The organism is Microbulbifer salipaludis, from assembly GCF_017303155.1.
Lineage (GTDB): Bacteria > Pseudomonadota > Gammaproteobacteria > Pseudomonadales > Cellvibrionaceae > Microbulbifer > Microbulbifer salipaludis.
Map to the genome: position 1 here is coordinate 210,115 of NZ_JAEKJR010000001.1, position 20,862 is coordinate 230,976.

18 protein-coding genes and 1 pseudogene are annotated in these 20,862 nt (G+C 60.2%); 9 read left to right on the top strand and 10 right to left on the bottom strand.

The window, feature by feature from the left end; translation table 11 throughout:
* The first annotated feature begins 6 nt into the window (after positions 1 to 6).
* Both JF535_RS00870 and xerC read left to right on the top strand, forming a co-directional pair.
* Entirely contained in the window at positions 7 to 768 is a 762-nt protein-coding gene (locus JF535_RS00870; protein WP_082859127.1) for a DUF484 family protein, read from the top strand.
* A gap of 5 nt (positions 769 to 773) precedes the next feature.
* Positions 774 to 1,715: a tyrosine recombinase XerC gene (gene xerC / locus JF535_RS00875; protein WP_206998013.1), complete on the top strand. Its 942-nt coding sequence runs from the start codon at positions 774 to 776 to the stop codon at positions 1,713 to 1,715.
* Positions 1,716 to 1,742: 27 nt separating this feature from the next.
* Here xerC and JF535_RS00880 read toward each other — a convergent pair whose 3' ends face one another.
* From JF535_RS00880 to JF535_RS00905, 6 genes are all read right to left on the bottom strand, one after another.
* Positions 1,743 to 3,635: a DUF3604 domain-containing protein gene (locus tag JF535_RS00880; protein WP_206998014.1), complete on the bottom strand. Its 1,893-nt coding sequence runs from the start codon at positions 3,633 to 3,635 to the stop codon at positions 1,743 to 1,745.
* Positions 3,636 to 3,885: 250 nt separating this feature from the next.
* Positions 3,886 to 4,098: a hypothetical protein gene (locus JF535_RS00885; protein ID WP_066959506.1), complete on the bottom strand. Its 213-nt coding sequence runs from the start codon at positions 4,096 to 4,098 to the stop codon at positions 3,886 to 3,888.
* Between the two features lie 424 nt (positions 4,099 to 4,522).
* Complete coding sequence (locus tag JF535_RS00890; RefSeq protein ID WP_043319767.1) at positions 4,523 to 4,861, bottom strand: P-II family nitrogen regulator; 339 nt, start codon at positions 4,859 to 4,861, stop codon at positions 4,523 to 4,525.
* A 115-nt stretch (positions 4,862 to 4,976) separates the two neighbouring features.
* Positions 4,977 to 6,236 carry an ammonium transporter gene (locus tag JF535_RS00895; RefSeq protein ID WP_206998016.1) on the bottom strand — a complete coding sequence of 420 codons (1,260 nt, stop codon included), beginning with the start codon at positions 6,234 to 6,236 and terminating at the stop codon, positions 4,977 to 4,979.
* Positions 6,237 to 6,329: 93 nt separating this feature from the next.
* Positions 6,330 to 6,668 carry a P-II family nitrogen regulator gene (locus tag JF535_RS00900; protein WP_206998018.1) on the bottom strand — a complete coding sequence of 113 codons (339 nt, stop codon included), beginning with the start codon at positions 6,666 to 6,668 and terminating at the stop codon, positions 6,330 to 6,332.
* A 57-nt stretch (positions 6,669 to 6,725) separates the two neighbouring features.
* Entirely contained in the window at positions 6,726 to 7,454 is a 729-nt protein-coding gene (locus JF535_RS00905; RefSeq protein ID WP_340674095.1) for a TorF family putative porin, read from the bottom strand.
* A 437-nt stretch (positions 7,455 to 7,891) separates the two neighbouring features.
* On the opposite strand from JF535_RS00905, the gene JF535_RS00910 reads away from it, so the two are divergent.
* On the top strand, positions 7,892 to 8,125 hold the full coding sequence (locus JF535_RS00910; protein ID WP_206998020.1) for an accessory factor UbiK family protein: 234 nt from the start codon (positions 7,892 to 7,894) through the stop codon (positions 8,123 to 8,125).
* 57 nt (positions 8,126 to 8,182) lie between these two features.
* On the top strand, positions 8,183 to 9,673 hold the full coding sequence (locus JF535_RS00915) for a YifB family Mg chelatase-like AAA ATPase (RefSeq protein ID WP_206998022.1): 1,491 nt from the start codon (positions 8,183 to 8,185) through the stop codon (positions 9,671 to 9,673).
* Positions 9,674 to 9,686: 13 nt separating this feature from the next.
* Here the strand turns inward: JF535_RS00915 and JF535_RS00920 are convergent, their stop codons facing one another.
* Together JF535_RS00920 and JF535_RS00925 are read right to left on the bottom strand one after the other, a co-directional pair.
* Positions 9,687 to 10,142 (bottom strand): YaiI/YqxD family protein, encoded by a 456-nt coding sequence (locus JF535_RS00920; RefSeq protein WP_206998024.1) that lies wholly within the window; start codon positions 10,140 to 10,142, stop codon positions 9,687 to 9,689.
* Positions 10,142 to 10,363 carry a DUF3565 domain-containing protein gene (locus JF535_RS00925; protein ID WP_066961898.1) on the bottom strand — a complete coding sequence of 74 codons (222 nt, stop codon included), beginning with the start codon at positions 10,361 to 10,363 and terminating at the stop codon, positions 10,142 to 10,144. The genes JF535_RS00920 and JF535_RS00925 overlap by 1 nt, the downstream gene beginning before the upstream one ends.
* 173 nt (positions 10,364 to 10,536) lie before the next feature.
* Here JF535_RS00925 and rep point away from each other — a divergent pair, with 173 nt between their 5' ends.
* The 5 genes and pseudogenes from rep to JF535_RS00950 form a co-directional block, all read left to right on the top strand.
* Positions 10,537 to 12,570 (top strand): DNA helicase Rep, encoded by a 2,034-nt coding sequence (gene rep, locus JF535_RS00930; RefSeq protein WP_206998026.1) that lies wholly within the window; start codon positions 10,537 to 10,539, stop codon positions 12,568 to 12,570.
* Positions 12,571 to 12,753: 183 nt separating this feature from the next.
* A complete protein-coding gene (locus JF535_RS00935) occupies positions 12,754 to 14,667 on the top strand; it encodes a DUF3604 domain-containing protein (protein ID WP_206998028.1) in 1,914 nt (637 codons plus the stop codon).
* 9 nt (positions 14,668 to 14,676) lie between these two features.
* Entirely contained in the window at positions 14,677 to 15,564 is an 888-nt protein-coding gene (locus tag JF535_RS00940; RefSeq protein ID WP_206998030.1) for a peptidyl-prolyl cis-trans isomerase, read from the top strand.
* Complete coding sequence (locus JF535_RS00945; protein ID WP_206998032.1) at positions 15,561 to 16,556, top strand: HupE/UreJ family protein; 996 nt, start codon at positions 15,561 to 15,563, stop codon at positions 16,554 to 16,556. The genes JF535_RS00940 and JF535_RS00945 overlap by 4 nt, the downstream gene beginning before the upstream one ends.
* Before the next feature lie 195 nt (positions 16,557 to 16,751).
* Positions 16,752 to 16,973 (top strand): annotated as a pseudogene (locus JF535_RS00950) (ATP-dependent DNA helicase Rep); the annotation flags it as partial.
* A gap of 121 nt (positions 16,974 to 17,094) precedes the next feature.
* On the opposite strand, the gene JF535_RS00955 reads toward JF535_RS00950, so the two are convergent.
* Both JF535_RS00955 and JF535_RS00960 read right to left on the bottom strand, forming a co-directional pair.
* Entirely contained in the window at positions 17,095 to 19,935 is a 2,841-nt protein-coding gene (locus tag JF535_RS00955; RefSeq protein ID WP_206998036.1) for a TonB-dependent receptor plug domain-containing protein, read from the bottom strand.
* A 240-nt stretch (positions 19,936 to 20,175) separates the two neighbouring features.
* Entirely contained in the window at positions 20,176 to 20,595 is a 420-nt protein-coding gene (locus JF535_RS00960) for a c-type cytochrome (protein WP_206998038.1), read from the bottom strand.
* Positions 20,596 to 20,862: the final 267 nt, after the last annotated feature.

Below are 20,862 nucleotides of genomic sequence, written 5' to 3' on the forward strand. Positions count from 1 at the left end.
CCCGACATGACCGATCACAGCGATGCCCCACTGCTCGACAGCGATGTCGAAGCCAGCCTGGACCGACAGGAAGCCGCCGACAGCGAGAGCCAGCGCAGCAAAAAACTGCTTGCGCGCCAGGTGGCCCGCTACCTGATGCAGAACCCCACCTTCTTTGCCGAACACATGGACCTGCTGGAAAGCATCCAGCTGCCCAAGGAATCCGGCAAGACGGTTTCGCTGATGACGCACCAGACCAACCTGCTGCGGGAGCGCAACATCGAAATGCGCCAGCGGCTCGACCAGCTGCTACAGAATGCCCGGGACAACGACCAGCTGTTCTTGCACAGCCGCCGGCTGGTACTGGCGCTGCTGGAAGCGCGCACCGTGGCCGAGGCCGGCAGCGCGCTGCTGGGCAGCTTCAAAAATGACTTCAAGGTAGAGTTCACCACCCTGACCCTGTTCGCCCCCCTGCCCGGTTCGGGACAGCAGCTGGGCGATGTGCGCAGCAGCGCCCGCACCAGTGCCGAGGCCGCCATTGGCTCCATCCTGCGCAACGGGCGCACCGTGTGCGGCACCCTGCGGCCCTCGGAAACCGCCTACCTGTTCGGCAAGCACGCCGACCGCGTCGCCTCCGCAGCGGTGGTGCCCCTCGCCGGACAGCTGGGTGTGCTCGCCGTTGGCTCCAGTGACCCCAACCACTACCGCTCCAGCCTCGACACCCTGTTCCTGTCGTACATCGGGGAGATTCTCGAGCGGCTGCTGCCCGACCTGCTGGCGCGGAGCTGAATGCGATGCAGCTGGCAGCGGCGAGCGACGCTTTCCTGCGACACCTGCAACACAAGAACCTCTCCCCCAATACCCTCGCGGGTTACCGCCGCGATCTCGACAAGCTGCAGCAACTGGCGGACGCCGAGCTGCTTACGGATGTCCGCACCCTCGACGAGATGCGCCTGCGCAGCTGGCTGGCACAGCTGCACCGCGGCGGACTTTCCCCCAAAACCCTGCAGCGCTGGCTCTCGGCAGTGCGCACCCTGTTGCGCTTTTGCGTGCGCGAGGGCTGGCTAAGCGCCAATGTGGCGGAAGGGCTGCGCGCGCCCAAGGCCGCGCGTACCCTGCCCAAACTCCTCGATGTGGACGCCGCCGCGCAGTATGTGCAGAGCCCGCTCGACACCAATACCAAGACCGATACCGATACCGACACTGACGATGACCTGCTGGCCCTGCGCGATAGCGCCATACTCGAGCTGTTTTACAGCAGTGGCCTGCGCCTGTCGGAGCTGACCGGGCTCAACTGGGAGGATATCGACCTGAAGGGAGGCGAAGTGCGGGTGACAGGCAAGGGCAACAAGACCCGTCTGCTACCGGTGGGGCGGCACGCATGCCGTGCGCTGGCCGACTGGCGCCGCAACGCGCCAGCCAGCATCGCCGACGCCCGCGGCAGCAGCCCGGTGTTCACCAGTGCCAGGGGCCGGCGGCTCGGCAACCGCGCGATTCAACAGCGCCTGGCCCACTGGGCCCGCGCCGGCGGTGCCGAGCAGCGCGTACACCCGCATATGCTGCGCCACTCCTTCGCCAGTCATATGCTCGAATCCAGCGGCGATCTGCGCGCGGTGCAGGAACTGCTCGGGCACGCGGATATCAGCACCACCCAGATTTATACCCACCTGGATTTCCAGCACCTGAGCCGGGTGTACGACAAGGCGCACCCCCGCGCCCAGCACGACGAGGACTGACGCACCCCGTCAATGCGCCGGGCGCACTCAGGGCGTGTACCAGATCGGTGAGGTATACGCGCGTTCCTGAATAGTGGCCGGCACATCCTCCGGCGCTTTCACGCCAAAGTATTTCGCATCGTAGGTGGTCCAGCGCGGCGTCGGTATTTCCAGCACCCGCACATAGTAGAAGGCGTGCTGGTCGGATTCGAAATCCGGGTCTTTCCAGAACGCCTGCAGAATGGGTTCGCCGATGCTGTTGTCGTAGGTGGCATTGGCCACGTCAACCGTATTGCCAATGGCCTTGCCGGCACGCCCGTCACTGCCGATCTTGCGCCCCCCGGATACCGCCACATCGTAAACCCGCTCCCGTGCTTTGCCATCGGCATCGAGCCAGCCCTTGATGACCTGAATACGTTCGAGGTTGGCACCGTCGGCGTCGCGCATGGCACGGATAAGAAAGCCTGGCGCCTTGTCCGAAGGCTTGAGGTCGCCGCCCATGGGCACACCTTCGGCGTAGCCGTAGCGGGCAAAATCATGGCGACTCAAATCATCCGCCGCAAAGCCAAAGCCGGCGAACACGCGCACCAGCATCCGCGAGCCAGTGGTGGCATAGACCTCCTTGCGCGCCATCGCGTCCCATATCGCTTCACGGGTATTCTCCCGCGCCCACACCGCCGCCAGCCCGGAGGCACTGGCCTCGTAATGGCGTATCGCATAGTCGCGGCCCTTGGGGTCCGGCAGATAGCCGGTAATTTTTTCCTCGAACCGGATCGGGTCCGCGGTGGGCTCTACTGCGGTGGCCTTGCCAAAGAAATTGTCTTCGTCGGTGGTGGCAAGGGATGTGTGCGTATCCGAACTGCCGATCATGCCAAAGCGGAACGGACTGGCGCCGAGTTTTTTCTCGTACACCAGGCCCCGCTTGAGTGCTTCGCGGGCGTACTCCCTTGGCAGCATGTCGGGCTCCTTGGCCGCGGCAAAACTGCCCCGGTCCCAGGTCTCAAAATCGGCAAACTCGTCGTCGGGCGAGAGCAGCGGATGTGTCTCGCCGTCGCCCTTGATCTGGGTGACCTCATACAGTGGCTCCCACTTGCTGCGTCGCTCGGCGTAGTCCCGATCCAGCGGTTTGCGCGCGGTGAGGGTGACGTCATCGAACATCAGGCCATTCGACAGGTTGCCGTTGTGGGGTATTGCCAGCACACGCCCCCCGGTTTTCTTTTCATAGTTGGCCATCCAGCGCCACAGGTCTTCCGGGTCTTCCGAGTCGTAGGCGGACATCGGCACCACCTGGTCGGCTTTGGACTTGTCGTCCCGGAAAACCACGTTGCGGTGCAAGTTGCTGCCATCGGGGCTGGAGGTCCACTCGTAGCCAATCAGTGCGGTAAACAGACCCGGCGTATTGTGCGCATCCGCGGCCTTGGTCAGCCGCTGCCACATGGACGCCAGCAAGCCTTCAATCCCCTTAAGGGGATCCTCTTTCGCGGTCATCTTCTCCCCCCACATGGCGTACGCCTCGCCAGCCTTACCCGCCTTGGTGAGGTCGTGCACCTGCTTGCCCCAGGGCGACGCCCATAAACGCTTGTCCGATTCTTCAATCATGGGGGAGAGGCCGAGGTTTTCCGCGTGATCGGCAATCACCAGAAAGTCCAGCGGGCGCTTCAGGCGCGCCTTCACGCCGGTGCTTGAGGTAACCACTTCGCCTTTGGCAAAGCGGTAGGCGGCATCCGGCCCCAGGCGGTTGCCGAACATACCGGCATCGGTGGAGTAACTGGTGTGCACATGGGTGTCGCCGAAGAACACCCGGTTGGGGAAGTTGTGGCTCGGGTAAGGTGCATACCGGGTGTCAGGCTTCGGCGCGGCCTGTGGGGCATCCTGGGCCAAGGTCGCGCCAGAGCTAATCAACAGGGGGATTACCGCTAGCACTCGTATCATGCGGGTCATGGTTTTCAGCCTCCGTGCTGTCCCGCACCCGCCCACCGGAAATACACAAAGGGAGTACACAGAAGCACTACCCCACTGGAAGAGGGCGAACAGGATGGGATTGGGGTAAATACGGAAGGAGTCTAGCAGGCCGCTGAAAACCTACGCCCAGCGGCCTGCCAGCCAACGCCATCACCCCCGCGGAGGAATCGGGGGCGACGAGCCGGCGTGCACCGGCTTCAACTATCTGCCCGCAAACGGTCCGCCTGCGTCAGATAGGCCGACTGCCGTACTTCGGCTGCGGCTTGCGCGGTGGATCCGCAGTAACATCCGGCGCTACCTCATCGATAGCACCGCCGCGGGCGAGGAAAGCCTCGACCTCGGCAGTCAGTTGGCTGCGGGCCCGGTGACGGGAAGATAGGGTGCGCTCTTCTGCGAAATCCTCGGTGTCTTTCGCTCGAGCGCTGGCTTGGTCGTCTTTCATGTCAATATACCCTGTAACTTGATACCCCTTGTTACAGAGGGAATACCCCTGCTGCCGCAGACCCTGCGTGGATTGCTCCACCCGGTTGCGCAGATCTGCTCTTCAGACTCACATCGGCGACAGTGCCAAAGCGAAACTGCAAACCAGATCCGTCCACCGGAAACTTTCCTGCGGCGAAATATTTATAGATAGTGTCTAACCAGCCTGCCAGAAAAGGTTCCCGATTTTAGTAGAGTTTTTTTGTGCGATTTTTGCCCGATTTATCGCGCTTGGTTATGCAATTTCAGGCGTCAGGATTTAGACGTCACGCACACGGGTAAGAGGCTTTTTCTGCCACACCACCGCTGTACCCTGTTTGCCTTATTTCAGGCATAAAAAAGCCCCGCATTGCGGGGCTCATAAAACACTGTGTCCGATTCTTTGATCAGACCGCTTCGCTGCCGGTTTCGCCGGTACGAATACGGATAACTTCTTCGAGCGCAGTGATAAAGATTTTGCCGTCACCGATCTTGCCGGTCTGCGCGGCTTTGGTAATGGCTTCAACGGCGCTGTCGACCATGCTGTCGTCCACCGCCAGTTCCAGTTTTACCTTGGGCAGAAAGTCCACCACGTATTCGGCGCCACGGTACAGTTCGGTGTGACCTTTCTGGCGACCGAAGCCTTTCACTTCTGTCACGGTCATGCCCTGCACGCCAACCTCAGACAGCGCCGTGCGCACATCGTCCAGTTTGAATGGCTTAACCACAGCCGTAATCAATTTCATTCGCTTATCCCCTGATTATCTGTCTTGCGGGCACCGGCCCGAAAACCGGTGCCGGAAGATTATTTTACCGCCGGTGGGGAGTGTTCCCTGGCGCCGGCGGCGATCTTATGAGCGCTTACTTGCTCATAAATTCCGGATAAGCTTCCATTCCGCACTCGGCCAAGTCAACACCTTGCTGCTCGTCCTCTTCGGAAACACGGATACCGGTGATGAGCTTCAGGGCGAACCAGACCGCGAAGGAGGTGGCGAATACCCAGCCGAAGATAGTGGCAGCACCGATCAGCTGGCCGCTGAAGGAAGAGCCGTCGTTGGTAACCGGTACCAGCAGCAGACCCAGCAGACCAACCACACCGTGCACAGAAATGGCACCAACAGGATCGTCGATGCGCAGCTTGTCCAGGGTGATGATGGAGAAGACCACCAGGATGCCACCCAGGGCGCCGAACAGGGTTGCCTGCAGCGGAGTCGGGGTGGAAGGCTCAGCAGTGATCGCAACCAGGCCAGCCAGTGCACCGTTCAGCAGCATGGTCAGGTCGGCCTTGCCGAACAGGATGCGACCGGTGATCAGCGCAGCGACCGCACCACCCGCAGCAGCGGTGTTGGTGTTCAGGAACACCAGGGCTACAGAGTGCGCGTTGGCGGCATCGCCCAGTTTCAGTACGGAACCGCCGTTGAAGCCGAACCAGCCCATCCACAGGATGAAGGTACCGAGGGTAGCCAGCGGCAGGTTGGCACCGGGGATCGCGAAGATTTCGCCGTTCGGGCCATATTTGCCTTTACGGGCACCCAGCAACAGTACGCCAGCCAGGGCGGCAGCGGCACCGGCCATGTGTACGATGCCGGAACCGGCGAAGTCGGAAAAGCCCAGGTCGCCCAGGTTATACAGGCCGAAGACTTCCGCACCGCCCCAGGTCCAGGCACCTTCCATCGGGTAGATGAAGCCGGTCAGGACAACCGCGAATACCAGGAAGCTCCACAGCTTCATGCGCTCGGCAACCGCACCAGAGACGATGGACATTGCGGTAGCAACGAACACGACCTGGAAGAAGAAGTCGGAAGCACCGGAGTAGACGGAATCGCCGTCGAATCCGTTTTCGGCAGAAGCTGCCAGCACTTCATCCATGCTGAAGGCTTCGATACCACTCAGCAACCAGCCGCCGTCATACATGATGGCGTAGCCACTGACCAGATACATGATGCACGCGATCGCAAACAGCGCCACGTTTTTGGTGAGAATTTCAGTCGTGTTTTTGGAACGCACCAGGCCGGCTTCCAGCATGGCAAAGCCTGCCGCCATCCACATAACCAGTGCACCACACACGAGGAAATAAAATGTATCAATTGCGTACTGCAACTGAAAAATTTGATTTTCCATTTTTCGCTCCGTTTAACCCAAACTATCCCGAGTCACCCCGGTCGTTTTTTGTCTATTGATCAAAGAATCGTTGTAGGCAATCTGTTCTGAGTCTTAGATCGCTTCCGAACCGGTTTCACCGGTACGAATGCGGATTGCCTGCTCAAGGTTTGCAACAAAGATCTTGCCGTCGCCGATCTTGCCACTTTGCGCCGCAGTACCGATGGCCTCCAGCACGGCGTCAACCTGGCTGTCTTCTACGGCGATCTGCAACATGGTCTTGGGCAGAAAATCCACCACATACTCGGCTCCACGATAGAGTTCGGTATGCCCTTTCTGCCGCCCAAAACCTTTTACTTCACTCACGGTAATGCCACTGACTCCGGCTTCTGCCAGAGCGTCGCGCACTGCGTCGAGCTTGAATGGTTTGATGATTGCGGTTACCAGTTTCATGGTCTCCCCCTGAGAAAAGAGCCCACTCATCGAGCGGGCTCAGGTCGCGGTTGTCGATTACCAGCTGTAAGAAGCACCAGCCAGTACGGTCGGCTCACACCAATCGGTGAAGAAGCATTCCTGGTCGCTCACGTCGGTACCTACCAGAGAAGCGCTCAGGGCCAGGCCACCGAACTCTTTGCCTACGGATACGGAGTAGTCGATGTAAGAGTCGGCGCCGTCGAGGAAGATTTCTTCATCAAACAGGTTCAGGCCGGCGCTCAGGTCCAGGGAAATATCGTTGGCCAGGCTGAAGGAATAGCCAGCGCTCAGGTAGTAGAAAGCGCCGCTCTGCAGCCAGTAGTCGTCGGAGTAGGCAAAGCCCACAGACGCATCGCCAAAGCTCAGGCTGCCGTAAACTTCCTGGTAATCTTCGTCCCAGTCACTGCCGTGGTAGGCGTAGTAGATGTAGCCCACGTCGTAGCCCACACCACCGGCGGTTTCACCGGCGTAACCGCCGTAGAAGTCCTGTTCGAACTTGGTTTCGTCCATGCCGTAGGCAAAATCTACCTGGGAAGCCCAGGTACCCAGATAAACGCCGTTACCCAGGTCCAGGTCAACACCGGCCTGGATCGCCGGATTGCGATCATTCTGGGAAATGCCGCGGAAGCGGTAGTCGCTGACAACACCAACATTGGCGCTGAAGCTGGGACCGGATTCCTCTGCGGTTGCGGCGCTGGAAATTGCCATGGCCAGAACGCTGCCAGATACGATAGCTGCAACCTTGTTATTAAATTTGATTCCCACTTTTGGTTCTCCTTGATCTCTGTGTGAAATGCTCGTCTTGGTATTTTTATGTTTTGCGGCACTGACCTCGCCGGGGAAACGGCACTGACCGCACTCGCCCAGGCACTTCACTGAAGACCTATCCCCTGCCTTCGTCACCAGGGCGATTTGCACAGGGGTACTTGCAGACTTAGTGCCAACTTTAAAAAGTCATCGGAAAATCAGTGAGTTAAGAGGATTTCTGGAGGTTTTTCGGGCCCTGGATACGGGGCAGTCACAAAAACTGCGCAAAAACAGTGCGCACCAAAATGACACGCGCACCACCGACGGGCATCGAGGCAGTGCAAGCTGCAATGGGTGAACCATCCCGGCGCACCGCAATCGCCGCTTGGTGGTAAAACACCGCTGCGGTAATATTTCGCTTCGTTTTATCACCGTTTCTTAGTGGAGAATTGCGCGTGGCACGGGACAAATTGCAACAGTTGTTAAGTGAGCTGCAACAACAGGGGGCAGTGATCAGCAGTGACCTGCGCGATGCGCTGGAAGTGGCGATGGGCAAGCTGCCGCTGGTAAGCCAGCGTGAATTCGACATTCAGGCAGCCAAGCTCGCCCGCGCCGAGGAGAAGCTCGCCCAGCTGGAAGCGCAGGTGCGCGCGTTGGAAAGCAGCGTCACCGGTAAGCTCGACGAGTAAACCCCGCGCATCACACAATGTAAGCATTCCAAGGCAGCCAATTTTTCAGGGAAGAAAATGAGCCTATCCATTACCTATGCCCGCGCGCAGCTGGGCGTGCAGGCCCCCCTGGTGACGGTGGAGATCCATCTCGCCAACGGACTCCCCGCATTCAACATCGTGGGCCTGCCCGAGGCCGCGGTGCGCGAAAGCCGCGACCGGGTGCGCAGTGCCATCATCAACAGCCACTTCGAATTCCCCCAGCGGCGCATCACCGTCAACCTGGCCCCGGCGGACCTGCCAAAGGCCGGCGGGCGTTACGACCTCGCCATTGCCCTGGGCATCCTCGCCGCTTCCGGGCAGGTGCCCGGCGAAACCCTGGAGCATTATGAATTCATTGGCGAGCTGGCGCTGTCGGGCAGCCTGCGCCCCATTCCCGGTGCCCTGCCCGCGGCCATGGCCTGTCGCGACAGCGGCCGCACTCTGGTCACCGACACCGACTCCGCCCGCGAAGCGGCTCTGATCGCCACCCCGATAAAATCCGCCAGCACCCTGTTGCAGGTGTGTGCCCAGCTGCACGGTCGCGAGCCATTGCCCGATGCGGTGCAGGACGCCGAACAGGAGGCAGTGATCTGCGCGGACCTGGCCGACGTGCGCGGGCAACTCAAGGCCCGGCGCGCACTGGAAGTGGCCGCCGCCGGATCCCACAACCTGCTGTTTTATGGCCCGCCAGGCACCGGCAAGACCATGCTGGCCAGCCGCCTCCCCGGCATACTGCCGCCGCTGGCGGAGGACGAGCTGATCGAGGTGGCCGCACTCTACTCCAGCGCGGGACTTGAGCGGGTGCGGTCGCGACCGTTTCGCGCCCCGCACCACTCCGCCTCCCCCACCGCCCTGGTGGGCGGCGGCAGCACACCCCGCCCCGGCGAGATCAGCCTGGCCCATCGTGGGGTCCTGTTCCTGGATGAAATGCCGGAGTTCCCTCGCTCCGCACTGGAGATACTGCGCGAGCCGCTGGAAAACGGCGAAGTGCGCATTTCCCGCGCCCGCGCGCAGGTCACCTTCCCCGCCGACTTCCAGCTGGTGGCAGCGATGAATCCGTGCCCGTGCGGTTATCTCGGCGAACCCCGCTGCCGCTGTACCCCAGACCAGATCGATCGCTACCGCAATAAATTGTCCGGGCCGTTGTTGGATCGCATCGATATGCAGGTAGAAGTGGCGAGCATGAGCGCCGGCCAGTTACAGGATGCGCCGGTGGGTGAATCATCAGCGACGGTACGTGAGCGAGTGCGCACTGCACGGGATATACAGTTGCAGCGACAGGGCAAGATCAACGGCGAATTGAAAGGCAATGAGCTGGATGCCTACTGCCCGCTGGGTAGGGCAGAAAGCGCTCTGCTGCGCGCCTCGGTAGAAAAGCTGGGACTGTCGGCGCGCAGTTACCACCGGGTGTTGAAGGTAGCGCGCACGCTCGCCGATTTGAGTAAGCAGGAAAATATCGGGTGCGGGCAAATCGCGGAAGTGCTGGCGTATCGCAATCTGGATCGTAAATCGGTAATGCCCGCTTAGGCGATTGCCAGGGCTACTTCTTGCGAGCCTGCACCAGCCACCGATCCAGCTGATCCGCAAATGCTTTACGCTCCTGCTGGCCCAGTGGCGGTGGGCCGCCGGTGTGTACGCCGCTGGAGCGCAGGGTTTCCATAAAGTCACGCATGTTCAGGCGTGCGCGGATATTGGCCTTGGAATATTTTTCGCCGCGGGGATTCAGCGCGGTGGCATCCTTGTCGATCACTTCCGAGGCCAGCGGGATATCCGCGGTAATCACCAGATCGCCGGCGGCACACTGGCGGACAATTTCATTGTCGGCCACATCAAAGCCCGCAGTGACCTGCACCGAACGTATGTATTGCGATGGCGGTACCCGCACATGCTGGTTGGCCACCAGCGTCATTTCCGTCTGTGTGCGCTCGGCGGCACGGAACAGGATGTCCTTGATCACCGTGGGGCAGGCATCGGCATCGACCCAGATTTTCGGCATTAATCAGATTCTCGCGGTTGTTGGTCGGCGGGGGCACCCGCATCGCATTTTTTGCACGCCAGTTTGAGCCCCAGCTTACGCTGCCGGCCCTCGCGGGTGGTCACCCAAGGGCGGTTTTGCCAGGGTGGATCGTGGCGCACGTGCTGGTTATGACCGCAGGCCAGTTGCGCTACCCAGTGGCGCTCATCATCGCGGTGATATCCGACTATTGGCTGTTGCATGCCGTTCCCCAGGCTATTCAGCCGCTCTTTATAGACAAATCCCGCTTGCGGCGAAAGCCGCGGCTCGCCGGTCAGAGGAAAACCACCTAAGGCAAAGCCATCCGCGGCGCACGCTGGTAGAATCGCCGCATCTTGTGGCCCCAAATCCGCTGTATCACGACCCAGATTCACCTATGACCAAGCTCAATCCACGCCAGGCGGAAGCCGTGAAGTACATCGACGGTCCCTGTCTGGTGCTGGCCGGTGCCGGCTCAGGAAAAACCAGTGTAATTACACGGAAAATCGCCTATCTGATCGAACAATGCGGCTATCAGGCACGAAACATCGCTGCCCTGACGTTTACCAACAAGGCCGCGCGGGAGATGAAGGAGCGGGTCGGCAAGCTGCTTACCGGCCCCGATGGCAAGAAGTCCAAGGCCTCCCACGGCCTCACCGTGTCCACCTTCCACAACCTGGGCCTGAATATCCTGCGCAAGGAATACCGGGTTGCCGGTTTCAAACCCGGCTTTTCCATTTTTGACTCGGATGACGCCCGCAGTCTGATCAAGGAACTGATGCTGCGCGATGGCGACCTGGACACGGACCTGCTGGACCGGGTGCAGAACCAGATTTCCAACTGGAAGAACGACATGCTGCCCCCGCGCAAGGCGCTGGAGCTGGCCCAGAGCCCGGGCGAGCAGGCCATGGCGGTGGCCTATGGCCGCTACTGTGACGCCCTCAAGGCGTACAACTCGGTGGACTTCGACGACCTGATCATGCTGCCGGTTCAGCTGTTCGACAGTGACCCGGAACTGCTGCAGCGCTGGCGCCGCAAGATCCGCTACCTGCTGGTGGACGAATATCAGGACACCAACAGCTCCCAGTATCTGCTGGTGAAGCTGCTGGTGGGCAGCCGCGGCGGCCTCACCGTGGTGGGCGACGACGACCAGTCGATCTACGCCTGGCGCGGTGCACGCCCGGAAAACATGAGCCAGCTGAAGCAGGACTACCCCAACCTGCGGCTGATCAAGCTGGAGCAGAACTACCGCTCCACCAGCCGTATCCTCAAGGTGGCCAACCACCTGATTGCGCACAACCCGCACGAGTTCGACAAGGCACTGTGGTCCGACCGCGGCCTCGGCGACGAGATCCGCGTACTCAAGGTGGCCAACGAGAACGAGGAAGCGGAGCGGGTCGCGAACGAGATCTTCCTGCAGAAGGCGCGCCGCGGCTGCCACTTCAAGGACTTCGCGGTGCTCTACCGGGGCAACCACCAGGCGCGCCTGATCGAGATGAAGCTGCAGGAGAACCAGATTCCCTACCAGCTGTCGGGCGGCACCAGCTTTTTTGCCCGCGCCGAGATCAAGGATGTCATGTCCTACCTGCGCCTGCTGGTGAACCCAGACGACGACAACGCCTTCCTGCGCATCATCAATACGCCGCGCCGGCAAATCGGCACCAGCAGTCTCGAAGCGCTGGGCAATTATGCCAAGGGCCGCGAGATTTCCATGCTCAGTGCGTGTAGCGAGATCGGTTTCAAGGAGCACATCACCGAAGCGGGCTACGAGCGCCTGAATCGGTTCGCCCACTGGCTCGAAGGCGTGGCGCGCAACTGCCGCGACAACAGCCCGGAATCCGCCCTCCGCGAGATGCTCGACGACATCGACTACGCCGGCTGGCTGTCGCAAAACGCCAGCAGCGAAAAGGTCGCCGAGAAACGCATGGAGAACGTCTACTGGCTTTTGGACAGCCTGATGAAAACCATGGAGGGCACCGATGACGAGCTGGAACAGGACGTGCGCCTGGAACAGGCAATCTCCAAATTGATCCTGCGGGATATGCTCGACCGCCAGGAAGAGGAAGAGGCCACCGACAAAGTGAGCCTGATGACCCTGCACGCGTCCAAGGGTCTGGAATACCCCCATGTGTTCATGATCGGCATGGAAGAAAACCTGCTGCCCCACCGCAACAGCATCGAAGACGACAACATCGAGGAAGAGCGCCGCCTCACGTACGTGGGTATCACCCGCGCGCAAAAGACCCTGACCATGACGCTCGCCGGCAAGCGCAAGATGTTCGGTGAGAATCAGGACACCACGCCGAGCCGCTTCCTCGAGGAGCTGCCAGAAGAGGATTGTGTGTTCGAAGGGTTTGGAAAGGCCACGCCGGAGCAAAATCAGGCCAAGGGCGCGGAAACCCTGGGGTCGCTGCTGAGTATGTTTGACTGACCGTTGCGATCCCGGTGACCATCGGTGGAAGCCATCCGCATATTTCGATTCGCACCGACATAGGAATGCAGCTTCACTTTCTTTAATAGCAGTAATGTTGCGTTTTTTGGCGCCTTCTTTACGCGCCTCCGGCGTAGCTTTCCTATATTCATCGGGCAAGTCCTCTATCGCGAGTCGAGCCCCATGAGCCCCAGCCCCTTGAACAACTGGAAAGCGCCAGCTTTCCTTCTGGCTTTCACCGTTCTGTCCGCTGCCATTTCAGCGCCGCCTGCCCTCGCACAAGGTGCGGTTTTTGAACCGGCACCGGGAGACCGACAGTACTCGCCCTACCCGAGCGAGAACTTTCCACGCAGGGTCTACTTTGGCGACACCCATTTACACACCAGCTATTCCACCGATGCCGGCATGGCGGGGCAGGAAAAAGTCGGTCCGGATGAAGCCTACCGCTTTGCCAAGGGCGAGGTAGTCGAATCCCAAACCGGGCAGAAAGCGCGACTGCGGGCACCACTGGATTTTCTGGTGGTGGCAGACCACGCCGAATTGCTCGGCCTGGCGCCGTTCATTCGCAAATCTGACCCAACGGTCTTAAGCGACCCACTGGGTAAGAAATGGCACGACATGGTGAAGGCGGGGAAAGGATATGACGCCTTTATCGAGTGGTTGAACTTCGGCGCCAAGCGCCCGTTCGATAGCCCTGAGATGACAAAGTCGGCCTGGGGAGAAATCGTTGATGCCGCGGAGAAGCACAATCAGCCCGGACTGTTTACCGCATTTATCGGCTTTGAGTGGACCTCACACCCCAAAGGCGACAACCTGCACCGAGTGGTGGTGTTTCGCGACAACGGCGACAAAGCCAAGCAAGTAGTACCCTTCTCAGCCTACGACTCCGAGGCACCGGAGGAACTGTGGAAATACATGGACCGCTACGAGCAGAAGACCGGTGGCCGTATGCTGGCGATTCCCCATAATGGCAACCTCAGTAACGGCCGCTTCTTTGAAAAGACCAAGTTCGACGGTTCGAAATGGGATCGCAACTATGTCGAGTCCCGGGCGAAGCGCGAGCCGTTGGTAGAAATTACCCAAGCCAAGGGCACCGGAGAGACTCACCCGCTACTGTCACCGGAAGATGAATTTGCCGATTTTGGCCTGCTGGACAAGACCAACCTGCAGGGCTCTGCCCCCAAGACCAATAAAATGTTGGAGACAGAATACGCTCGCCAGGCACTGATGGATGGCCTGCTGCTGGAAAACCAGTTTGGCACCAACCCGTACAAGTTCGGCCTGATCGGGAGTACCGACAACCACACCGGTCTTGCAACCGCCGAGGAAAAGAACTGGTTCGGCAAGGCCCACATGTTAGAGCCCAGCGCGGAGCGCTATCAGGACGTGTTGATCAAATCCCTGGTCGATCCCAAGCTCAATATCACCGCCCTCGACCTGCAGGCGGCGGGACTGGTCGCCGTGTGGGCGAATGAAAATACCCGAACCTCATTATTTGATGCCATGGAGCGCAAGGAAGCCTACGGTACCAGCGGTACTCGCCTGCAGGTGCGCGTTTTCGGGGGCTGGGATTTTTCCGAAAAAGATCTGGCGAGCTCCGAGTTTGCCAAGGTTGGCTATGACAAGGGCGTGCCCATGGGCGGCGACCTCAAGGGCGCACCCAGCGGTAAAGCACCGAGCTTTGTTGTACGAGCCATGCGCGAGGTTGAAGGCGGTAACCTAGACCGCATTCAGGTCATCAAGGGCTGGCTCGACAAGGATGGCAAGACCCACGAGCGAATCTACGATGTAGCCGTCTCCGGTGACCGCAAGATTGATAAAAATGGCCGCTGCAAAACCCCCGTGGGTACCACTGTAAATGAAGCCGATGCGAGCTTTACCAACACCATTGGTGCGCCGTTTTTACAGGCTTTCTGGAAAGACCCGGATTTTGACCCCGCTGAAAAGGCGTTCTATTACGTGCGGGTACTGGAAATCCCAACACCCACATGGCTCGCGTTCGATGCCAAATACTACAGCCTCAAAATGCCGAAGGGCGCGCGCCTGTCGTCTCAGGAGCGCGCCTTTACCTCGCCAATCTGGTACAGCCCAAAGTAAGCGCAGCGCATGATCAGAAAAATAATCAAGGAGCCGCTACTCCATTTCACCCTGCTCGGTGGGCTGATGTTCGCGCTCTACAGCATTGAATCCGGAGAACCGGCGGCGCCACAAAAAACGATTGTCATCTCGGAGCGGGACGTAGAACGCCATATCGCCCTGTTTGAACGCAAGTGGCAACGGCTGCCCACCCGTAGTGAGCTCGCCGCACTGGTGGACGGTGATATCCGTGAAGAGATTCTGTACCGGGAGGCTCTTGCCCTTGGGCTCGACCGGGATGACGCCCTGGTAAGGCGACGACTGGCACAGAAGATGGAGTTCATTTCTGCCGATATCAGCGATATGCGGCAGCCTTCCGATATGGACCTGCAAGAATATCTCGAGCGACATCACATTGAGTTTCAGGCCCCTCCCCGATACAGCTTTCAGCAAATCTACCTGGACCCGCAACGGCGGGCCGGAAAACTGGAAACCGATGCCCGCGCCTTGCTGGCGCAACTGCGTGTAGCCGAAGCGCCGGACTACCGGCAGCTCAGTGACCAGCAGCTCGGCGACCCGATGATGCTGCCCGGGCAAATTGACGATACCGATGCAACAGGTATCGAACGGGAGTTTGGCTCGGTGTTCAGCGAGGCACTGGACAGCGCACCGCTCAATGAGTGGTTCGGCCCGATTCGATCCGGTTTCGGGTACCATCTGGTCCGGGTTTCGCAGGTGCAGCCAGCCCGCGCCGCTACCCTGGCCGATGTGCGCGAAGCCGTGACGCAACGGTGGCTGCGGGAACAGCGCGAGCAAACGGAAGCGGCGTTCTACGAGTCACTCCGGCAGGAATACGAAGTCATCGTGGCGCAGACGGTGGAAGCCCGGCTGGCAGCCGATGAGGTCGTATCTGAATGAGCCGGCTATCCTGGCTCCTGGGACTACTGCTGGCTGCGCTCACCTCGCAGCCAACGTTCGCCCACGAGGTAAAACCCGCTTACCTTGAGCTGGCCGAATCCGGCGATGGTCAGTGGCAGGTCCTGTGGAAAATGCCGATCAAGGGCGGCATCCCTGCGCCCATGGAACCCGCCTTCCCCACAAAATGCCACGAACAGGGGCCTCGCCTTTCCCGCGAGGCCACCGGAGCGATCATCCAGCGCTGGCAGCTGCTGTGCGATGGAAATATCGAGGGCGAACGCATCGCCATCGACGGCTTGCAGCATTCGATGACCGACGCGCTGGTGCGCGTAACCCGGCTGGAACTGCCGGCACAGACAGCCCGTCTCACCCCGAGACAGAATTCGGTGGCCATTAGCCCCGCACCTACCCCCAGCGCAGTCGCACAGACCTACTTTGTGCTCGGCATAGAGCACATACTGCTCGGTATCGACCACCTGCTATTTGTGTTTGCCCTGCTACTGATCGTCGTCGGCTGGCGCAATCTGCTAGCCACCATCACCGCCTTCACGGTCGCCCACAGCATCACCCTGAGCGCCGCCTCCCTGGGAGCGGTACGGCTTCCACAGGCGCCCGTTGAGGCCGTGATCGCCCTCAGTATTCTGTTTCTGGCGGCAGAAATCGTGCGTGCGCAGTACGGACAAATCGGGCTGAGCTACCGCAAACCGTGGCTGGTTGCCTTCGTGTTTGGGCTGCTTCACGGGTTCGGCTTTGCCGGTGCCCTGTCGGAAATCGGACTGCCACCCAGTGAAATCCCCCTCGCGCTGCTGTCGTTCAATGTGGGGGTAGAGGCTGGACAGTTGCTCTTTGTGGCCGGGGTCATGTTGTTGAGCAACGCAGCAATGGGAGCTGCCAGTCAATATCGGCACCTGGCAAAGCTGGCGGTGAGCTACGGTGTCGGCAGTGTTGCCATGTTCTGGACGATCGAGCGTGTGGCATCTTTTTACACGTGATCAATACGAAAAAAGCCGCTCACTGAGCGGCTTTTTTGCACCAAGGGGCAAGCAGCCGCTTACTTGGCAGCGTCCAGCATGTGATGTCCTACCTGCGCCTGCTGGTCAATCCGGACGATGACAACGCCTTCCCGCGCATCATCAACACGCCGCGACAACAGCCCGGAATCCGCGCTGCGCGAGATGCTCGACGATATCGACTACGTGGGCATTACCCGCGCACAAAAAACCCTGACCATGACGCTGGCCGGCAAACGCAAGATGTTCGGCGAAAACCAGGACACCACCCCCAGCCGTTTTCTGGAAGAGCTGCCAGAGGAAGACTGCATTTTTGAGGGCTTCGGCAAGGCAGCGCCAGAACAGAACCAGGCCAAGGGCGCCGAGACGCTGGGCTCACTGCTGAGTATGTTTGATTAGGGTGAACCCACAAGCCCGACAAAAAAAAGCGCCGCAAAGCGGCGCGTAAGCAGAGAGCTCAAATGGCCCCCGCAGAGTTACGGGCGGGGACCTGGTCCTGTGAGCACAAGGGAGGATGGGTTTAGAAGGTCACGGTGACACCGGCGTAGAAGTAACGCCCCAGCAGCGAGTAGTTGGCGGACCCGTATGAGGTATACGGGTGGTCACGCCAGTTCTCGTCGGTCAGGTTGTTCACCCCGAAGTAGCCTTCGGTACTCTCGGTGAACTGGTAGCCAGTCCACAGGTTGTAATACAGCGAATCCCGGATCACATGGTTTTCATAGCGCTCGGGGTTGCCGTCCAGGTCAATCGGGCCACCTTCGGTGAATTTGGTGGTCAGGCGCATGGTCAGGTCGGCCACGGAATAGGTGGTGGCGAAGTCCGCTTTCCATTCCGGGGTGCGGTACTGGCCCACATAGTCGGTGGTGCTCGATTCCCCGGCCACCGTGTTGGTGTAGGAGCTTTCGATCAGGCGCGTGCCCAACAGGTTGAGGCGCAGGTCACCCGGCAGGCCGAGGGTATCTTCAAGGCTGAAATTGTAATCCAGCTCGAGGTCCACACCACGGCGGCGCGCAGCGTCGGCGTTGACGTAGGTATCGCGCACGGAATACACATCGCCGTTGTCTTCACGCACGACCTGCGCGCAGAAGTCGTTGTTGATGGTTTCCGAGTCAACACACATGGCCAGGTTGGTGCCCGCACCGAAGCGCACGATCATGTCCATCATGTCGATGTCGAAATAGTCCACCGATACATTCAGGCCTTCCACAAACGTCGGGGTGAAGACCAGACCCGCGGTGAAGGTGGTGGCCTCCTCTTCCTTGAGCTGGTCGTTGCCCTCGGAAATCACGCGCCCCCGACGTCCCTTCAGGTTGGAATCCCAGCCGTCCTCAATACCCAGTGCCTGACAGTTGGCCTTGCGGCGTCCGTCGTCCGGGCCGCCGTCAATTTCCAGTACATCACAGGGGTCGGTCAGATCGCTGTAGCCAATGCTGGTGCCGAGGAACATTTCACCCAGCTGCGGCGCGCGCACCGCTTTTGACAGTACCGTGCGGAACCGCACGCTGTCGTTGAACGCCCAGTTCAGGCCGGTTTTCCAGCTGGTGAAGTTGGCGGACTCGGTGGAGTATTCGGCACCGCGTACTGCCGCCTCGAACTCGACGCTTTGTGCCAGCGGCGCCTCGCGCAGCAGCGGCACCAGCAGTTCCGCATAGACTTCATGCACGTTGCGGCTGGCGTTGTCGATGGAGGTCTGCTGTGACGACAGCGCGCCGGACTGCCACAGCTCCGAGGGCTGGTAGTCGAGGCTTTCATAACGGGTTTCCAGGCCAGTGCTGAACATGACCGAGCCGGCAGGCAAGGCGAACAGGTCACCGCTCAGGTTGGCCGCAAAGGTATGCTGCTCAACATCGGTAGTGGTGGTGTGACGGGTCATCACATAATCCAGCACTTCCTGCGAGGCCGGCGCAAACGGCGAGAAGCTGGCACAACTGTTGGTTTCCTCACAGGGGCCTATCAGCTGGAAGGTGCCGGTGTCGATGCGGTCATAGCGCAGCTTGTTGCCCTGTTCCAGATCCGCCGAGGTGGAACCGGTGGCCAGATAGGTGTCCCAGTTCCAGCCATTGTCGAATTCACCGGTGAGGTTCACGGTGGCGGCGACGTATTCCCGGTCATTGGTGTGCCAGCGGGGGCCGGCCTCGTCGAAGGTGTAGGGAATCTTCAGCCAGCTGTCACCGTAGTCGGCGAGCACCTGCTGCACGCCATCGGGAATGGCGATGCCGTTGGCCTCGAGATCGCTGACCTGATGCCAGTCAGCCCAGATGAAATCCGGGTCGATCTCATCGTAAGACTCGGTTTTGGAATAGGTCAGATCGGCGATGATGCGGGTGCTGTCGCTGATGTCGTAGTGACCGCGGAAATAGGTGTTCAGGCGCTCGTAAGGGCCGCGGGCAAAGTTGTACGCATTGGGGTCGTAGCCGCTGCCATCGGTGACCATCCAGCCGTTGACGATACTGGTGGCCGGCGTGCGCAGGCTGGCTTCGCTGCCATCCAGCTGGAACCAGTCCACATCACCCGCCGCCGCATTCCACACCGCAAACGCATTGCCGTCGATGTTGAAATCCGGATAGGTGATGTTGTTGTGGATGATGTAATCCTTGATGCCGTCGTTGGGGCCGGTGTCGTCCGGGTTGGGCAGGTAACGGGTGCGCCCGGCAGCGGATTTGCGGTCGCGGTAAGCGAGCGGCTTTTCCTTGAAGTAATCCACCGAGGCGGCGAAGTTGCCGCGGCCGTCGGCAAAGTTTTCCCCAAGCGTCAGGGTGATGGACTGGTTGGCACCGCCACCGGCCTCCGACTCACCCACCTGGCTGCGCAGGGAAATGCCCTCGTAATCGTCTCTCAGAATAAAGTTCACCACCCCGGCCACGGCATCGGCGCCATACACCGCGGAGGCACCGCCGGTGAGCACTTCCACCCGCTCCACCAGCTCGCTGGGGATCATGCCAATTTCACTCACCATGGTGTTGTCGTCGGCGGTGACCTGCACAGGGCGGTGACCATTGACCAGGGTCAGGGTGCGCTTGACGCCCAGGTCGCGCAGGTCGAGCGCGTTCAGGCCCGAGTTGCCGAAGGAGTAGCTGCCACTGGTGGCGTCAAAGCCGGCGCCGAACTGCGGCATGGTGGACAGCACTTCGTTCAGGTTCAGCTCACCGCTCATCTTGATCGCTTCCTTGCCGATCACCGAGGTGGGCGAAGGTGTGTCAAAGGTGGAGCGCTGAATACGCGAGCCAGTGACCACCACTTCTTCGAGGGCGGCATCGCCTTCCCACTGGTCGTCCTGAGCATTGTCCTGTGCGTAAAGCAGGGTGCTGTGACTGGTGGCCGCGGCGATGGCCAGCGCGAGTAATTTCTTTGAGGCGTGCATGGTACGTTTCCCCTAGATAGCGTGTTAAATTTATTCTTGTGCGCAAAAGCAAAATAAGCCTAACACAATTTATTTTGTGCGCAATAGTAGAATTGGCCAGGGAAATTGGCGGACGAGGGGGGGGATTGGGGACGCGATCGGTCAGGCGCGCGCCATTCGGGCACACCAAACCAGCTTTGTTACAGGCACAAAAAAAGCCGCTCGTTGAGCGGCTTTTTTTGACGCTAAGTAAGCAGTTGCTTACTTGCTGCCATCTACCAGGTGGTCAACAGCGGCTTTTACCTCGTCGTCCGAGCAGGTCATGCACAGGCCCTTGGCCGGCATGGCGTTAAAGCCCTGGATGGCGTGGGTGTAGAGGGTATCCATGCCCTGAGCGATACGTGGGCTCCAGGCAGCCACATCACCCAGTTTCGGTGCACCGGCAGCACCTGTGGCGTGACAGGCCGCGCAATGTGCGCTGTACACGTCGCTGCCGCTGCGCGCGCCACCGGTGGAGGCACTGGCCGCCGGGGCGGCAGCTGCACAGGCTTCACCTTTCATACAGGTTTTGCCAGACGGTGCGATACGCTCGGCGATCTGCTCATCCACAGACTGGGCCACCGCGACTGCCGCGCCGGCCACCACGGCCAGCGCCGCTACAAAATTCAGTACAACTTTCATCAAATCCCCCTGAAGGCCTGTTTTCGCGGCCTGACGTATTCCGGCTGAGGTGCCACATACTTCTACCAGCCGCGCATTATAAGCATAGCGCCGCATTCTGCGAAGGCCTGCACCGACATCTCTCGCTGCGCGATCCCGCGGCACTGGATAACAAGCCGTGTACCCTGCATACACAGAGCGGCCGGCGTCCCAAAGACTATCGAGCCCGAGCAGGGCCCCACCGGGTAGCTACACTGACTGGGATTGCTGGAAATACATCGTGAAAGA

Bases quoted from the DNA above. Each gene is read 5' to 3' on its own strand.
- JF535_RS00870 (WP_082859127.1), top strand. From the start codon at position 7: ATGACCGATCACAGCGATGCCCCACTGCTCGACAGCGATGTCGAAGCC.
- xerC (WP_206998013.1), top strand. From the start codon at position 774: ATGCAGCTGGCAGCGGCGAGCGACGCTTTCCTGCGACACCTGCAACAC.
- JF535_RS00880 (WP_206998014.1), bottom strand. From the start codon at position 3,635: ATGACCCGCATGATACGAGTGCTAGCGGTAATCCCCCTGTTGATTAGC.
- JF535_RS00885 (WP_066959506.1), bottom strand. From the start codon at position 4,098: ATGAAAGACGACCAAGCCAGCGCTCGAGCGAAAGACACCGAGGATTTC.
- JF535_RS00890 (WP_043319767.1), bottom strand. From the start codon at position 4,861: ATGAAATTGATTACGGCTGTGGTTAAGCCATTCAAACTGGACGATGTG.
- JF535_RS00895 (WP_206998016.1), bottom strand. From the start codon at position 6,236: ATGGAAAATCAAATTTTTCAGTTGCAGTACGCAATTGATACATTTTAT.
- JF535_RS00900 (WP_206998018.1), bottom strand. From the start codon at position 6,668: ATGAAACTGGTAACCGCAATCATCAAACCATTCAAGCTCGACGCAGTG.
- JF535_RS00915 (WP_206998022.1), top strand. From the start codon at position 8,183: ATGAGCCTATCCATTACCTATGCCCGCGCGCAGCTGGGCGTGCAGGCC.
- JF535_RS00920 (WP_206998024.1), bottom strand. From the start codon at position 10,142: ATGCCGAAAATCTGGGTCGATGCCGATGCCTGCCCCACGGTGATCAAG.
- JF535_RS00925 (WP_066961898.1), bottom strand. From the start codon at position 10,363: ATGCAACAGCCAATAGTCGGATATCACCGCGATGATGAGCGCCACTGG.
- rep (WP_206998026.1), top strand. From the start codon at position 10,537: ATGACCAAGCTCAATCCACGCCAGGCGGAAGCCGTGAAGTACATCGAC.
- JF535_RS00935 (WP_206998028.1), top strand. From the start codon at position 12,754: ATGAGCCCCAGCCCCTTGAACAACTGGAAAGCGCCAGCTTTCCTTCTG.
- JF535_RS00940 (WP_206998030.1), top strand. From the start codon at position 14,677: ATGATCAGAAAAATAATCAAGGAGCCGCTACTCCATTTCACCCTGCTC.
- JF535_RS00945 (WP_206998032.1), top strand. From the start codon at position 15,561: ATGAGCCGGCTATCCTGGCTCCTGGGACTACTGCTGGCTGCGCTCACC.
- JF535_RS00955 (WP_206998036.1), bottom strand. From the start codon at position 19,935: ATGCACGCCTCAAAGAAATTACTCGCGCTGGCCATCGCCGCGGCCACC.
- JF535_RS00960 (WP_206998038.1), bottom strand. From the start codon at position 20,595: ATGAAAGTTGTACTGAATTTTGTAGCGGCGCTGGCCGTGGTGGCCGGC.